Source organism: Vibrio paucivorans (genome assembly GCF_054053395.1).
Genome location: NZ_CM133231.1, coordinates 1,447,627 through 1,463,204 on the forward strand (window position 1 = coordinate 1,447,627; position 15,578 = coordinate 1,463,204).

Below are 15,578 nucleotides of genomic sequence, written 5' to 3' on the forward strand. Positions count from 1 at the left end.
TAATCTAATCAGGCATTACTCGCTTTAAAATGCTCGCTAACCACTGGGTTTTTTGAGTGTTGTGGTTCTTATAGTGGTAGTAGCTGTAAATATCGGGGGTTTCGAGTGGGTGATCCCAGTCGAACTCTAACAGTTTAATGCCATTCACAAATTCATAGTCCGAGAACTTAGAGACAGCGGCCATCATGTCGCTGGTTCTTACCGCTTCCAACAACACGGAAGGAAACTCAGAACGTAATACGATGTTAAATTTGATACCTAGGCTATCAGCCAAAATTTCCGCCGCCGGCTTATAGTAGTTCCAATTCGGCGCTAGTATTGTACCTACTGGGTATTTGGTCGCTTCTAACGGAGAAATCGTTTCTCCCTTGTGAGGGTGGTCTTCGCGGCAAACAATTCTAAATCTATCCTGAGCGATTTTTGTTGAATACAGGGATTTGTGCACTGGAACATGGAAGTCGTAGCTGATGCCAAAACAGACTTTCCCGCTCTCGATTTCTGATTGAGTATCCTGATTCCAAGACTGGAACAGCACCGATACATTTGGCGCCTGTTTACGGATTTCAGTGTAGATGTTGGTCGCGAGGGCGCTCATCAGGAACGGAGAGATCGCGATGACGATTTGTTCATCCAGATTAGCGGGGTTGAAATCTTCTTTGCTGTTAAGAGTGTGCTCAAGATCGAACATCAACGGGCGTAAAGACTGATACAAATCTTCGGCATAAGGTGTTGGGACGATACCTTTGCTGTGCTTTACAAACAGCTCATCGTCGAAGGTTTGGCGGAGTTTAGTCAGTGATTTGCTTACAGCCGGCTGAGTGACGAACAGCCTTTCTGCCGCCTTACGAGTGTTCTTTTCTTGGAACAGAACGAAGAAGACTCTTAGAAGATTTAAGTCTAAATTGTCGTATAAGTTTCTCGCCATCGACCCCTCGCTACACAGTGAATGTATGAATATTCTAACAAAGTGTAACGGTTCGTAAGAGGCTGTTTTGGAATACAGACTATTCCAACTTTTGTGCAAATTGTTGTTGATATTGCTTTGGTGACACGCCGATAAGCCTCCTAAAGTGATGGCGCATGGTAACGGCGGTGTCAAAGCCAGCCTGTTGGGCGAGTCTTTCCATATCGACTTGTTCAGATTCGAGAATTGCTTTTGCTCGTTCAATACGTTGATGGATCAGCCATTCCTTGGGCGATAAGTTAAAGCTAGAGCGAAACTTCCGATCGAATGTTCTGCGTGACATATTGGCTTTGCACGCAAGATCGTCGATACCGATGGCCTTGGTAATATTGGCGTGTGCCCATTCAACGGCCTGGGAAAACTGATTCGGGACTTCCAAAATCGGTGATTCGACAAATTGAGATTGCCCGCCTGAGCGATGCGCAGACACAACTAGCCTTTTCGCTACTTGGTTTGCGATTTGGTAGCCGAAATCACTGCGGATCACGGCTAATCCAAGGTCTAAGCCGGCAGCACTGCCCGCAGAGCAACCTATCTTGCCATCAAATACATAAAGTACATTGGCTGCATAATCGACGTGTGGGAATCGCTCTCTAAAAGTGGACTCAAACTTCCAGTGTGTAGTCGCTCGCTTCCCATTCAGTAGCCCTAGCTCTGCAAGTAGAAAGGCCCCAGAACAAAACGAGAGGATACGTTTTCCATTGTTAGCAAAAGAAGTGACCTGTTGCCTTACCAAGTCCGGAACCTGTGAAGGTTTGGTCGGCCAACTGGGAACAATCAGTAGATCGTAATCCTCAATCGAATCCGTATGTTGAGTCATCAACCCAATTCCTCCAGTCGTGGTAATGACAGTGTTTTCGAAGTTGACGATATCGGTTTGGTACCAAGGGTTAAACTCCGGCCTTGGCAGTGCGAACAGTTCAACTGCGCAAGCTAACTCAAACAGTGACACATGAGGGTGGGCGAGGATGGCGACTTTGGTCATGCTCTATCCTTTTAATCTTTAAAGGTTTGGCTGATTATTATCGATACTTGTCTTTTACGCCAGTGTTTAATGTTTAAACAGTGAGACAGAATGGAAGGGTAAAAATAACAAGGAGGGTGTTATGACAAGTGCCGTATCAAGAGTTCCAGCCGCAAGCAGCGCTGAGGCGTTAAATCATTTTGAATCACTTTTGAAGTTTGAGACCGACTGCTGGGATGTGCATCATGCCCTTAGCAATGGGTTGCAAGATTTTGTGTTGGTGGACGTTAGGGGACAAGAGATGTTCGCGGCTGGCCATATCAATGGGGCGATCAACATTCCACATCCAAGACTAAACGAAAAGAGTTTGGCACATTTTTCTAAAGACACGTTGTTTGTTGTCTACTGCGCTGGGCCACACTGCAATGGAACAGAGAAGGCTGCGACTCGAATAGCGAAATTGGGCAGGCCAGTTAAGAAAATGATTGGTGGTGTCACTGGCTGGTTAGACGAGGGCTTTACATTGAAAGTATTGGAGTCTCTAGATCAAGGAGAAATAGTATGAAAATGTTGGTAGGAATCGATTCAACATGGTCATTGAGAGCTTGGCTTTGCGCTCGGTTGAGCAACCAAAGCGTTGACTTACAGGTGCTCGACTTGTCTAAGCCAGAAGTTAAATCGCGTCTAGCCGAGCTTTCTCCTTCTGCCTTAGTACCGGTTCTTGAAGATGGAGAACTGCACATTCATGACTCTTTGGCTATCAGCGAGTACCTCAACGAGTTAAGCCCAGGCTGTTTATATCCGCCGAATCTGGCACAAAGAGCGGTAGCTCGAAGCCTTTGCGCCGAGCTGCATTCAGGCTTTTTTCAACTCCGCTCACAATGCCCGTTTACTTTCGATACACCAGAGCCTGTAATTATTAACGAGCAACTTGCGAAAGAGGTGGATCGAGTCAAAACCATATTCTCAATGGCAACCTTGCCATTTATGTATGAAGAGGCTGGCGTTGTAGACTGCTTTTATGCGGTACTAGCCTATCGCTTGCGTAGCTATGGTATTCAGTTTGATGGTGTGGCAGGACGGTACCAAAATCAGTTGCTGGAATGGTCATTGCTCAAAGAAGCGATGGCGTTAGCTCATGCTTGGCGAGAGAAAGTTTGATCTCCTTTTAAAATCTATGTGTTTTATGCATAACCTTCGTGACTAAAAGTTATTGGATTCATAGTTAGCGCGTCACTACACTGCGCGCTTTCGTTTTACTAACCGATTTAATCATCTATTGAGTGAGCGCTATGTTTTCACAATCTCTTTTCGCTCAAATCATGAGAGTGACGGTGTTGCTTGCGTTGTCGCTGGTGATTGTTCACCACTCTCCCGCGTTGCTTAGAGTACTGGCAGAACAAGCTGTGAACAGTGGTTGTCACCAAACGAGTGGTGACATGGACCATTCGCATCACCATCACTAACTTTCGATATTAAGATTATTTATGAGCATTTTTCGATTTCCACTTCTGGTGTGGCTAGGGATAGGCATTCTGGTTATTTGCCTTGGTATCAGGCAGTCATTTGGCATTTTTATGATGCCAGTGTCGGACTTTTTTGGTACTGGCCGTGAGTTTTTTAGTTTTGCGATTGCACTACAAAACTTACTGTTTGGCGTGTTTCAACCTTTTGTTGGTATGGCTGCAGACAAATGGGGGGCGAAGCGAATCATTATTCTAGGCGCTGTTTCTTATGTGTTAGGGTTGTATCTCACTTCCATCGCAACCGAGCCAAGTATGCTGTATTTGTCGTTGGGCGTATTAGTTGGCTTAGGTTTGAGTGCGACTAGCTATGTCATCGTGCTCGGCGCTGTCGCGAAAGTTGTGCCTGCCGAGCATGCTGCTAAAGCGTTTGGTCTGACGACTGCTGCTGGATCATTCGGTATGTTTGCAATGATCCCGGGCGCCCAAACGTTAATGACTGAGTTTGGTTGGCAAGGTGCGCTGCAAGGGTTTGCGATGTTGTGTACCTTGATGGTGGCGTTTGCGCTATTTATGCGCACGGCTAAATCAAGTACTACGGAGCAAAGCAATCAGGCCGAACAATCGCAAACACTTAAGCAAGCGTTAACTGAGGCTTTCTCACATCGTGGCTATTGGCTGATTCACATTGGCTTCTTTGTGTGCGGTTTCCATGTCATGTTTATCGCCACCCACCTACCAAGTTACTTGGCAGATAAACATTTACCGGCCTCGAGTGCGGCAATGGCATTAGCGTACGTAGGAATCTTCAATATCTTCGGTTCCTATTTTTGGGGTGTGATGGGCGACCGTTTCAGCAAACGACACGTGATGTCTGCACTGTATCTGATGCGAACATTGGTCATCGGCGCGTTCGTTACTTTGCCTGTAATAGAGAGCACGGCCGCGATATTTGGTGGTGCGATTGGTTTTTGCTGGTTAGGAACCGTACCTTTGACTTCCGGTTTAGTTCGCCAAATCTTTGGTGCGAAGTATCTTTCTACTTTGTATGGCTTGGTGTTCTTTACTCACCAAGTGGGAAGTTTCTTAGGCGCGTGGGCAGGCGGTCGTATTTACGATTACTATGGCTCTTATGATCCAATCTGGTGGTCGACGGTAGTATTGGCCTTTGCCGCAGCTTTAATCCATTTGCCTATCAACGACAAACCTGTACAGCGCTTGGCAATGGCTAATTAGGTTCTAAAGAGTGATATCCAGCCCTCGACCACTTCAGTGTTCGAGGGCTTTTTATTATGGAACTCAAATGGATAGCCATCAAAATCAATTTCGTTCAGCGTTGCGAAATTGCTCAATATCGACAATAGTGTAGGTTCAACCTAGACACAATTTGTTACAGGGCACTTATGGCAAATAAAAAAGTGTTGGTGCTGTACGCGCACCCTTCACAGCATCGCTCGGAAGTGAACAAATCCTTGTTCAAAGCGGCGCAATCCATCGACAATGTCACCACAGTGGATCTCTACGCTGAATATCCTACTTTCAACATCAATATCGACCGCGAACAACAACGCTTGGTCGACCATGATGTCATCATTTTTCAGTTTCCACTTTACTGGTATTCGACCCCGGCGATTCTCAAAGAGTGGCAGGATTTGGTTTTGGAATACGGTTTTGCGTATGGCACCGATGGAAATGCTCTCGAAGACAAAGTCTTCTTCTGTTCGGCAACCGCTGGTGGCAAAGAGGAAGCGTATCAATCGAAAGGCTATAACCATTTCACCATTCGAGAGTTGCTGCATCCATTAGAGCAAACGGCATCGTTAACGGGTATGCGTTACCTTGCACCTTTCGCCTTGTTTGGTTCTCGTACCGCGCTAGAAGAAAACCGAATCGGCGAGCATGTTGAAAAGTGGGGACAGCTACTTACGGCATTAGTGGAAGACAGAGTCGATCTTAAAAAAGCCAGTAAAGTTGAAAAGCTGACACATTACTTGGATGAACTGATTTCAGGGAGAGAATGATGACAGGTGTATTTCTACAAGCCTTTATCTACCTTGTGGCGGCTGTTATAGCTGTGCCGATCGCTAAGCGGCTTGGGTTGGGTTCTGTACTAGGGTATTTGATTGCAGGGGTGGTGATTGGTCCAATCATTGGCTTAGTCGGGGAAGAAACGACAACTATTCAGCACTTTGCCGAGTTCGGTGTAGTGATGATGCTCTTTTTGGTTGGCTTGGAACTCGAACCTAAAATGCTGTGGGCGATGCGAAATCGTCTAATGGGACTCGGGGGGATTCAAGTCGCGGGGACCACTGCTGCTGTTATGGCTATTGGTTTGGCATTTGGTTTAGTGTGGAGCTTAGCGCTGACCATTGGCCTCATCTTTGCGCTGTCATCTACGGCTATCGTACTGCAAACCTTTAATGAAAAAGGACTAAGCAAAACTGAAGGGGGAAAAAATGCTTTTTCGGTTTTGCTGTTCCAAGATATCGCAGTGATCCCAATGCTGGCGTTCATACCATTGTTAGCGATGCCGGAACTGATTGAAAAAGCTCAATCTGCTGCAGCAAGTGCCGCGGATCATCATGAAGAATTGAGCTTAGTCGCAGGGCTGCCTGGTTGGGCTTATGGCTTAGTGATTATTGCATCGATTGCTATTGTCGTTGTAGGTGGACACTACCTAAGCCGCCCATTGTTCCGCTTTGTTGCGAGCTCCGGTTTGCGTGAAATCTTCACAGCCACAGCACTGATGCTGGTGGTTGGTATTGCGGCGCTAATGAGCCTAGTTGGGCTTTCTCCCGCACTCGGCACGTTCTTAGCTGGTGTGGTGCTCGCAAACAGTGAATTTAGGCATGAGCTTGAGTCGAATATCGATCCGTTCAAAGGTCTACTGCTCGGCTTGTTCTTCATTACTGTGGGTGCAGGCATCAATTTCTCGATTCTGTTCGGCGAGTTCTTCTTAATTATCGGCCTAACCATAGGCGTGATGCTGTTGAAAGGCTTGGTGCTATACCTATTGGGAATGGCCTTTAAAATCAAAGGTAGCGACCGCTGGTTGTTTGCGTTGAGCTTAGCGCAAGCCGGTGAATTTGGTTTTGTACTGTTGAGCTTTACCGTGCAGAACCATGTACTACCTGTAGACATCGCACAAACCTTATCGCTGGTGGTTGCGTTGTCGATGTTCCTCACCCCAGGTCTATTTATCTTGTTTGATAAGGTTATTTTGCCTCGATTTGAGGAAAACTCTAACGATAGAGAGACTGACGTCATTGATGAACAAGGCTCTGTGATTATTGTCGGTATTGGCCGATTCGGCCAAATCGTCAATCGCTTGCTGGTATCGAACGGGATAAAAACAGTGGTATTGGATCATCAAGCCAATCAGGTTGATGTGGTGCGTCGAGTCGGTACCCAAGCCTACTTCGGTGACGCGACGCGGCCAGATCTGCTGCACACGGCTGGTATCGAGCATGCCAAAGCGATTGTCATCGCGCTTGATAACAAAGAAAGCAGCGTTGAGTTGGTGAAGTATGTGAAACATACCTACCCGAACGTGAGTGTGATAGCGCGAGCATTCGACCGTGGTCATGGTTATCTATTACGACAAGCGGGCGCCGACATTATTGAATCTGAAACCTACCATTCATCGTTGGAGATTGGTGGTCATGCCATGAAAGTCATGGGGCTACACCCTTTCTATGTAGAACAGCAAAAATCGACCTATAAACGTGTTGAAGAGAAGAAATCAGACTTGCTTTATGCGGCTTGGGAAGATGATGCAGAAGGGGAGCGTTTCGATAACAATTATCGCCAACTCTTTATTCACCTTGAGCAACATATGGCCGAGCAGATGAGTAAAGACCGCAGCGATAAGCACGCGCTTTCAGAGCGTGGTTGGACACCGCCGCCAAAAGGCTATGCCGACGACTTCGATGAAGAGAACGTACAACCTATATCGAAATAAGCGGTGAGAGTTATCCTTGAATGACCGCTAGGTCTAAGTAGAACGGTGGGTGATTGCCCGCCGTTTTTTCTTTAGATAACTATAATTTAATCATGTTAAATAATTGTATTTTCTTTTTATTTTAATGCTCTATGATGGCCTAAGTTCTTTCGCATTTTGAATAAAAGGTCTCCAATTGTCTGAATGGTTTACCACACCAGCATTGATCGCCATGCTGCTGATATTTGTTGGCTCGTTTGTGCAAACTGCCATTGGTTTTGGACTGGCAATTGTTGCTGCGCCTTTATTGTTCCTGATATCTCCTGATTACGTACCTGCTCCTATTTGCTTGGTCGCTCTGTTTATTTCTGTTCTCAATGCTCTAAAGCACCGTGCGAATGTATCCATAGGCGGATTAAAAATGGCGCTTATCGGCCGCATACCGGGCTCTATAGCTGGTGGTGTACTGCTTGTAATGGTGTCTACCGACATGTTGGCTCTTTGGCTTGGGGTCCTAGTGCTATTTGCTGTCGGGGTAAGCCTGTTGCCTTTTAGGATTGAGCCTACCCCTGCACGCATGGGCGTCGCGGGCTTTTTCTCTGGCTTTTTTGGTACTAGTTCTGCTATCGGTGGCCCACCAATGGCTTTGTTGCTTCAACATCAAGATGCAAACCAATTGAGAGGCAACTTATCTGCTTTTTTTGTATTCAGCTCAATCATTTCATTGATTATTCAGATGCCCGCTGGTTTTCTAAACTGGCATCATGTCTGGATTACCATACCTTTGATTCCAGCTTCGTGGCTAGGCTACAAGCTCGCTATGCTAACCACTCAATCTCTGCCAAAAGAAAAGATCCGTATAGGGGCATTACTACTATGCAGCGTGAGCGGCTTGACGGCGGTATGGCAAGGGGCTGCGCAATTTTTTGGCTAGTTCATCTCACTAGAGTTGCAGCCCACGCTTAGGATGATAGACAGTGTATACGGATTGAATTTGGTTCATCTTGAGTTAAGGAAAGATAATGATAATGGAAGTGGCTATCTTGGATGTAAAACCATCTCAAGAACAAAAGTTTGAACGCGCTTTTGCAAAAGCGCAGGCAATAATTTCAAGCATGAAAGGTTACGTTAACCATCAGTTACAGCGCTGTGTTGAACAGCCAAATCGCTATATATTGTTGGTCAACTGGGAAACGTTAGAAGACCATACTGAAGGTTTTCGAGGATCAAAACCTTACCAAGAGTGGAAGGAATTATTGCATCATTTTTATGACCCATTTCCAACGGTCGAGCACTATACTCAGGTAGAACTGGGCTAAGCGTTTCAGCCGATGGTGAATGGGTTAAAACAGGAGTAACCATGCGCACGATTGGTAATATTATTTGGTTTTTGTTTGGCGGCGTCTTTATGGGGTTGATGTGGTGGTTCTTCGGACTATTAGCTTTCATTAGCATCATCGGTATCCCGTGGGGAAGAGCGTGCTTTGTGATGGGGAATTTCTCCTTCTTCCCGTTTGGGCAAGAGGCTGTATCGCGTGATGAACTGACAAACGAGATGGACATAGGCACCAGTCCATTTGGGTTAGTTGGTAACGTAGTGTGGTTTGTCTTTGCGGGCCTGTGGTTGGCGATTGGTCATATTCTTTCTGCCGTTGCGTGTTTTATTACCATCATTGGTATTCCATTTGCGCTGCAGCACTTGAAACTCGCGGTTATCTCGTTAGCGCCAATCGGCAAGACCATAGTGTCAAAAGAAGAAGCAGCGATGGCTAGGTATTCTTCGCTGCGTTAACTTCCGGGAAAAATTTACTCTGAAAGCGAAAGCACTGGTTTCGACCAGTGCTTTTTTATTGCTTCTGACATTTGATGGGCTATACCCAAATAACCTCAAGGTGCTAGGTTCAGCGAGATTTGTTTTGTTTACAGACAAGGCAACGATTTGAAAATCTAGTGGACCTACATTGAAAATCGTTAACACAGTATGTAAACAAAGCAAACTCGCCCTTCGGGAGCGCGTCACAGCTACGATTTCAGCGTCAAACGACTTGGAAATAACTTGTTATTCCACTGCGTCGTTTTCCTTGAACTTGAAGCCGTGACATCGCTCTGAACACCGCACCTTGACGTCATTTGGGTATATTTATGTTTTAATAACTACTATCAATTTGGACAGAGTGACCAAAATGGACATTGAGACCAATCAGAAAATGGATAAGAACCGACTCTTACTTTGGCTTGCCAGCCTCGCGTTTGTCGCTATCGTCGCCGTATTGGGTACAGTTGGTTGGCAAAATCACCAAGATAGTATGGCTGCTAACCAACGCATCAAAGCAGAATCTGCACTTCTTAACATTCAGTCTGGCGATATTGGCCAAGGCGTACTTGCACTCAGTGACATTGTTGATGCTCAAGCCGCTGATCTTGAGCCGTTCGAGACCGTGTTTCAGTACTGGTTGCCGCGCTTGGTTGATAGGCAAGAGGGTTTGCGAGGGTTAGAACCTAATATTATCTATCGCGATCAAGAGCGCTATTTCTATATGACAGAGCAAGCAAGCTTAGTCCCTCTTTCGATCGAGCATGTTCTAGGTTATGTCCATAATGATTCCGCCACGGAGTTGTACATATTGAGTACATCAGGCTCAAACAGCTGGCAAATGTCCATTTACAGTACCGAGAATGGCGAGGTATTAGCGCAATATCCGGTGGATGGCTTCGCCCGTTTTGGCCAGTCGCTGATATCCATTGAAGGCTCGGACCATGTATTGCTGTCTGCTTACCCTGAAAACAACGCTATTGAAGTGGGGAGAGCGAGTTTATTTGCCGTTGAGCAATCTGGGCTTAAGCCAATCTTTACCGAGCAAAACGGCAATGATAAAGCCATGTATGTATCTGAGTATTGCGACAGCGTATTGGTCGAGACTTCTAAAGGTGCTCAGGTTCACTACTTTAATGACGACTATCTTCAACAAGAACAAGCTGCGGTTGAAACACTTGATTTCTTTGATATGACCACTTCGGAAAAGCTGACCGAAGAAAGGCTTCGCCGTGACCTTTCTGCTCAGATCGATCAGCAGGGCAAGATCTTAGTTAAGGAACAACAAGGCTTTACGCTATACAACGGTAAAGCAGAGCGCGCAGGCACATGGACGCTCGATGACTTGAGTAATTGGTGTTACTCCGAGCAAGATGTCGAGTCGTTGAGTTTCCCGCTCACTCAACCAGAATCGGCGCTGTGGGGGATGCACCCATATCAAGTCGATTTGCCTGAAATTGCTTCGTTTGACCCTGAAAATACGCCGGTTTATGAACTGACAGAGAGCTCTAAGAGTGCCGGTATCGATGTGTCGGAATGGGGTGATAAAGTCTATCGCCGAGTCGTGGAAGCACTGCGTTATGATTTAGCGAATGATTCACCATGGAAAGAACATGTGGAGCGATTAACTGAATCACAAACTCTCGCTTTTTATCAGGCTGAAAAAGGTGTTTTGATGAAGGGCATGTCAGAGAAAGGCGATATATGGCTTGAAAATACCTGACTTCTTCGGCCTCAGTTGGGCTCAGTGATGAAGAAACCCAATTGGCAGTCTTCGATGAAGAACACTTGGATGTTTATCGAAAGGTGGCGAATCGATTAGAGCTGCGCAGTCGAATTTCACTCGACCTATTTTATACCGATTACGAGGTGGACGACTTTAGTGAAGGCTTTAAAAACCGTCCGAAATCGGTCGTATTTGTTGGAGAAGATAAGCTGCTTTACCGATATAGCGATGACGATATTCGCTTGAAAGACATCGAGTCAGGCACCATCTTGTGGCAGAGCACCGTCGGAGAATTGGCGTACTCAGAAGAACCGTTTTATTTTGAAGTCGAGCCAACCACAGACGTATTTGTACTGTATACCAGTGAAGGTGCTCAATTGTTTCAATTGAGTACAGGATACCCGCTGAGTGAGTTTGTTTATTATCTTGATTTGGAAGATCAGCTGGCAGTGATGTCGGATATTGTTGGTTATGTGCCTCTCGAAGTCTTCTTCGACCAAGAGCACCGGTTAAATCTACGTTGGGGTAATACCCACTTTTACCGCCTTGCACCATCTGGGTTTGAGTATGGTCAAAGTATTCTAAAGCAAGCTCGGCAAGGTCGGTGAGCCACGCTCTGCAACGGAGGTAAAAATTCCCCAGCCTAATTAGGGCTGGGGTGAGTTACCCAATCGCACTCAGGTAAAAGGAAAAGACGGTTAGAAGCTCCAGCCCACTCTAGTAATTAGATGGGTTATTTGACCGCTTTCTGAATCGACAAGATTGGTTTCTGCGCCAATGGTCAGCAGCAATCCATTCCCGCCGAAATCAAAGTTATGCATGTAACCTGCGCCGAGCGATAAAGCGCGGTCGTTGTGTTTTGTGCCTGTATAATCGGTAGAACGGTAGTCGGCTAATCCACCGAGTACATATAACTTAGACGCCTCATTGATGCCGAAGTTTGCTCCAGCAGTGTAAGTTGTTAGCTTTGGAGTTCTGCTGGTTCTATAACCCTGGAACTATGTGTTTTGAACGCTTGCCATCGGTTTCCATGCCCCTTGTGGTGCGAGCTCTCCTGCACTGAAACCGATGTTTCTTCTCATGTCTGTATCAAACGTCGTTGCGAGTGAAAAACCTAACGCTGCAAAGTATTGAGCTTCTTTTGTTTCCGATGTGTTTGAGCTGTCTGCAAAAGTAAAGCTGCTCACAGAAAGTAGAACCAAGGCGCACATGGCGGTAAATAGGTTGATGGTTTTCTTCATATTCATCTAGGAATCTCATTGAGCCCTTGTCGTATTCTTAATCTCAGCCAATTCCTTCTTCGCATAACGTTTATTGAAGAAGTGCAAGAAGAGCCAGCCAATAACTTGGCCGGCTCTCTTGCTGATTGGCTTGTTTCATTATCATCGTCTAGGTATTAGCCGATGTAGAAAGTATAAGGAATAGGGTCTTTTGCGAGCCAATGAATATCGGTGATAGCGGACTTAACGTTTAGTTATATCTGAACAGGCAGAACGCCTGATAGTGTGGTTATCGTTTGTCGACGATAGACTTAATCAATCGAATCAACCACTGGATAGTGGCTTCGTTACGGTACTTACTTTGGAAATAGGCAAATACATCGGGCTCTATCGAGTAGTCGTCGATTAGCACGTCAACTCGCCGGAGCTGAGGGTAGTTGTCGAGGCTAAAGAAGCGTGAAGCGGGGAACAGCAAATCAGTTTTGCTGACGACATCAGCGATGGCTGATGGCAATTCAGAACGAAAACCAATTTTGACTTCGATTCCCCGCTGCTTCATCAATTTGTCGGCGATGGTTTGGTGTGAATTCCAATCTGCGACAATTATTGATGCGATAGAGTAGCCAAAGCCGGGCTTGATATTAATGGTATCTTCTTGATGAGGGTGATCTTTGCGCAAGTACATCTTGAGACTGTCTTGCGTCACTTTTCGACAGGCAAGTTTTTTAGGGGCATGCGGAATGTCGTAGTTCACCGCTAGGTTGATTTCATCGTTGACGAGTTCATCGATGGTCGATTTAGACCAGCTAAGTAGATGGACGTCAACATTAGGCGCTTCAGCAAGAATCGCATTGTATAATTCGGCGGATATGGAACTGAGAATAAACGGTGATAGGGCGACTTTAATAGTGCTACTCAACTGCGCTGGATCGAACTCGTGTGAATTATTGAGCGCCAGTGACAAGGTATCTAATATCGGAGAAACTGTGTCTGCTAGTTGGTCAGCAAATGGTGTTGGGTCGATGCCATACTGAGTGCGGACAAACATTTCGTCATTAAAATGGTCGCGTAAACGCTGCACCGCTTTACTGATGGCTGGCTGCGAAATACATAACCGCTCTGCGGCGCGGCGCATGTTCTTTTCTTGGTAGAGCACCACAAATGTTCTGAGTAAGTTCAGATCTAAGGTGTTGTACAGATCTTTAGACATTTGTGGTTCCTTTCTCTATGCCGGTTTGTGGCGGTAATGGAAGATAGCCAGTGAAGTCGGCTCAACCAATACTTGCTTATCATCAATGGTCTTGTGCAGCTCGTGTGAGTCGGTATTGCAGATCATCTTCCACTGCTGACCTTGTTCTGTTGGCAGCGTAAAGCGAGCTGGTGCATTGGTTTGGTTAATACAGTACAGCAGCTCATTGCCTTGCTTATCAATACCTAAGTGCAACGCGACGGAGCTCAAGCGATTCCAATCTTCGTGCTCCATCAGTCTGCCATCGATTCGTCGCCAAAAAATACGGTTGTTGTTACGCTTTTCACCGCTGAAGGCTTTGATAAACGGTACCATGTACTCTTGGCGTGCCGAAACCATCTCCGCCAGCCATGTCTTGAACGCTTGTTTACTGTCGGTTGGTTGCCAATTGAGCCAGCTTATTTCGTTGTCTTGGCAATAGGCGTTGTTGTTGCCATTTTGCGTGTGAGATAACACGTCAGCGGTCAAAATATGGGGAATACCGAAAGCAAACAGCAAGCTTGCCATGAAGTTACGTTTTTGTTTTTCACGCAGTTCGTTTATAACTGGGTTATCGGTTGGCCCTTCCACGCCATAGTTATCTGAGCGGTTGTCCCCGTGTCCGTCTCGGTTTTGCTCTCCGTTTGCTTCGTTGTGTTTATGTTTATACGAAACAAGGTCTTGTAGCGTGTAACCGTCATGATAGGTGATGTAATTGACCGTTAGTTTGAATGGCCAGTTTGCTGCACTGTATAAGTCACGGGAGCCCATAATACGAGTTGCGAACTCTTTCAGGTAACCTTGGTCACCACGCCAAAAGCTGCGGGAAATATCACGTAGGCGATCATTACATTCGTTCCAACCGAAAGGAAAGTTCCCCACTTGATAGCCGTTCGGGCCGATATCCCAAGGTTCAGCAATCAACTTTATGTCTTTTAGAATTGGGTCTTGAGCAATAGCGCGGAAGAACGCTGCGTCTTGGGAGAAGTGATCACCATTTCGCCCAAGGGTCGCTGCTAAATCAAATCTAAAACCATCAATGTGGTATTCAGATACCCAGTAACGCAGGGTATCCATAACCAGATTAAGGGCTGGCTGATAGCTTAAGTCTACCGTGTTGCCACAGCCAGTGTAGTTGGCAAAATGCTTGTCGTGCTTGAGATAAAAACGTTCATCGAGCGCTTTTAAGTTGAAAACTGGCCCATCACTGCCACTTTCCGCTGTGTGGTTGTACACGACGTCTAGAATGACTTCTATGCCATTTTTGTGCAGTTCACGAATAGCAGTTTTCAACTCAGTGACAGCATCTTGTTTAGCGTAGCGCGGGTCGGGAGCCATAAATAGATAAGGGTTATAACCCCAGTAGTTGACCTTATCCATGTTGAGAAGGTGAGGCTCGTGCATGCATGCGGCAACAGGTAGAAGCTGGATGGTGTTAATCTTCTGCTGTTTATAGAAGTCCAGCATCGGCTTTGAGATTAGACCTAGATATGTACCTTGTTGGTCTTGCTCAACATCTGGACATAGCTTGGTAAGGCCTTTGACATGCGTTTCAAATAGGATGGTTTCTTCGCGTGGTATTCTTGGTTGGCTGGAATCTTGCCAATCAAAACTATCGTCAACCACAACGCATTTAGGTAGCTCAAAGCTAGCTTTTGAATTAAAGGGCGGTTGATAGTGAAGTGCGCTTTCCAGTGATTTAGCGTAAGGATCTGAGATAAGCTGAGATTCGCCCTCCACCTTCACAATGTAGCCGTACTTTTGACCAGCGCTGATGCCTTCAATAAAAGTATGCTTCACACCCGCGTAATCATTATCGATGTCATAGGCTGTGTACTGCCCTTGCTGGTCGAAAATGGCGAGTTGGAGTTGGCTTACATTCGGCGCGTAGATAGAAAAATTGCAGCCACTGTCTGTCAATGTGGCTCCGAGAGGATATGGGCGTGAAGACTGGGTCATCTTTTTAGGTTCTTTTTATTCAGATTACGTTTTCTGGGATGAACTGTTAGTAAAAGACTTTGTCCAACAATGGTCAAGCACCCTAATAATAAATTTTCGATGTAATTTTATTTCATTTATATGATGGATTTATCAAAAAACTTGAGCGCCTTGGCATTTTGTTCTGCTTATTTTGATCGGACAGCTATCTCCTCCCCCTCAATTTTGTGATCGAGCCAATTTAAACGGCGTACTGTATTTTTTCTCATCCTTTCTCATCCCCCCTAAATTAGTTTGGGGTGGAGGAAGTCAACCTATTACT

General features: G+C 45.8%; 16 protein-coding genes. 11 read left to right on the top strand and 5 right to left on the bottom strand.

The window, feature by feature from the left end; translation table 11 throughout:
* Positions 1-4: 4 nt before the first annotated feature.
* Together ACXABW_RS21950 and ACXABW_RS21955 are read right to left on the bottom strand one after the other, a co-directional pair.
* The gene (locus ACXABW_RS21950; protein WP_457525542.1) at positions 5-925 is read right to left on the bottom strand and encodes a LysR family transcriptional regulator; all 921 of its coding nucleotides are present in this window, start codon (positions 923-925) and stop codon (positions 5-7) included.
* A gap of 79 nt (positions 926-1,004) precedes the next feature.
* Positions 1,005-1,949: a helix-turn-helix domain-containing protein gene (locus ACXABW_RS21955; RefSeq protein WP_457525543.1), complete on the bottom strand. Its 945-nt coding sequence runs from the start codon at positions 1,947-1,949 to the stop codon at positions 1,005-1,007.
* 121 nt (positions 1,950-2,070) lie between these two features.
* Between ACXABW_RS21955 and ACXABW_RS21960 the strand changes: the two genes are divergently transcribed.
* From ACXABW_RS21960 to ACXABW_RS22010, 11 genes are all read left to right on the top strand, one after another.
* A complete protein-coding gene (locus ACXABW_RS21960) occupies positions 2,071-2,493 on the top strand; it encodes a rhodanese-like domain-containing protein (RefSeq protein WP_457525544.1) in 423 nt (140 codons plus the stop codon).
* Complete coding sequence (locus ACXABW_RS21965) at positions 2,490-3,089, top strand: glutathione S-transferase N-terminal domain-containing protein (protein WP_457525545.1); 600 nt, start codon at positions 2,490-2,492, stop codon at positions 3,087-3,089. The genes ACXABW_RS21960 and ACXABW_RS21965 overlap by 4 nt, the downstream gene beginning before the upstream one ends.
* Before the next feature lie 131 nt (positions 3,090-3,220).
* On the top strand, positions 3,221-3,394 hold the full coding sequence (locus ACXABW_RS21970) for a hypothetical protein (protein ID WP_457525546.1): 174 nt from the start codon (positions 3,221-3,223) through the stop codon (positions 3,392-3,394).
* Positions 3,395-3,415: 21 nt separating this feature from the next.
* A complete protein-coding gene (locus ACXABW_RS21975) occupies positions 3,416-4,627 on the top strand; it encodes an MFS transporter (RefSeq protein WP_457525547.1) in 1,212 nt (403 codons plus the stop codon).
* A gap of 167 nt (positions 4,628-4,794) precedes the next feature.
* On the top strand, positions 4,795-5,412 hold the full coding sequence (locus ACXABW_RS21980) for an NAD(P)H-dependent oxidoreductase (RefSeq protein ID WP_457525548.1): 618 nt from the start codon (positions 4,795-4,797) through the stop codon (positions 5,410-5,412).
* A complete protein-coding gene (locus ACXABW_RS21985; RefSeq protein ID WP_457525549.1) occupies positions 5,412-7,352 on the top strand; it encodes a monovalent cation:proton antiporter-2 (CPA2) family protein in 1,941 nt (646 codons plus the stop codon). The genes ACXABW_RS21980 and ACXABW_RS21985 overlap by 1 nt, the downstream gene beginning before the upstream one ends.
* Before the next feature lie 211 nt (positions 7,353-7,563).
* Positions 7,564-8,265 carry a sulfite exporter TauE/SafE family protein gene (locus tag ACXABW_RS21990; RefSeq protein ID WP_457527176.1) on the top strand — a complete coding sequence of 234 codons (702 nt, stop codon included), beginning with the start codon at positions 7,564-7,566 and terminating at the stop codon, positions 8,263-8,265.
* A gap of 88 nt (positions 8,266-8,353) precedes the next feature.
* Complete coding sequence (locus tag ACXABW_RS21995) at positions 8,354-8,650, top strand: antibiotic biosynthesis monooxygenase family protein (protein ID WP_457525550.1); 297 nt, start codon at positions 8,354-8,356, stop codon at positions 8,648-8,650.
* Between the two features lie 41 nt (positions 8,651-8,691).
* Entirely contained in the window at positions 8,692-9,123 is a 432-nt protein-coding gene (locus ACXABW_RS22000; protein ID WP_457525551.1) for a YccF domain-containing protein, read from the top strand.
* 391 nt (positions 9,124-9,514) lie between these two features.
* On the top strand, positions 9,515-10,867 hold the full coding sequence (locus tag ACXABW_RS22005) for a hypothetical protein (RefSeq protein WP_457525552.1): 1,353 nt from the start codon (positions 9,515-9,517) through the stop codon (positions 10,865-10,867).
* Between the two features lie 41 nt (positions 10,868-10,908).
* The gene (locus tag ACXABW_RS22010) at positions 10,909-11,478 is read left to right on the top strand and encodes a hypothetical protein (RefSeq protein ID WP_457525553.1); all 570 of its coding nucleotides are present in this window, start codon (positions 10,909-10,911) and stop codon (positions 11,476-11,478) included.
* Between the two features lie 390 nt (positions 11,479-11,868).
* On the opposite strand, the gene ACXABW_RS22015 is transcribed toward ACXABW_RS22010, so the two are convergent.
* The 3 genes from ACXABW_RS22015 to glgX form a co-directional block, all read right to left on the bottom strand.
* Positions 11,869-12,117 carry a hypothetical protein gene (locus ACXABW_RS22015; RefSeq protein WP_457525554.1) on the bottom strand — a complete coding sequence of 83 codons (249 nt, stop codon included), beginning with the start codon at positions 12,115-12,117 and terminating at the stop codon, positions 11,869-11,871.
* Positions 12,118-12,379: 262 nt separating this feature from the next.
* The gene (locus ACXABW_RS22020; RefSeq protein ID WP_457525555.1) at positions 12,380-13,300 is read right to left on the bottom strand and encodes a LysR family transcriptional regulator; all 921 of its coding nucleotides are present in this window, start codon (positions 13,298-13,300) and stop codon (positions 12,380-12,382) included.
* A gap of 15 nt (positions 13,301-13,315) precedes the next feature.
* The gene (glgX, locus tag ACXABW_RS22025; protein WP_457525556.1) at positions 13,316-15,277 is read right to left on the bottom strand and encodes a glycogen debranching protein GlgX; all 1,962 of its coding nucleotides are present in this window, start codon (positions 15,275-15,277) and stop codon (positions 13,316-13,318) included.
* Positions 15,278-15,578 lie beyond the last annotated feature (301 nt).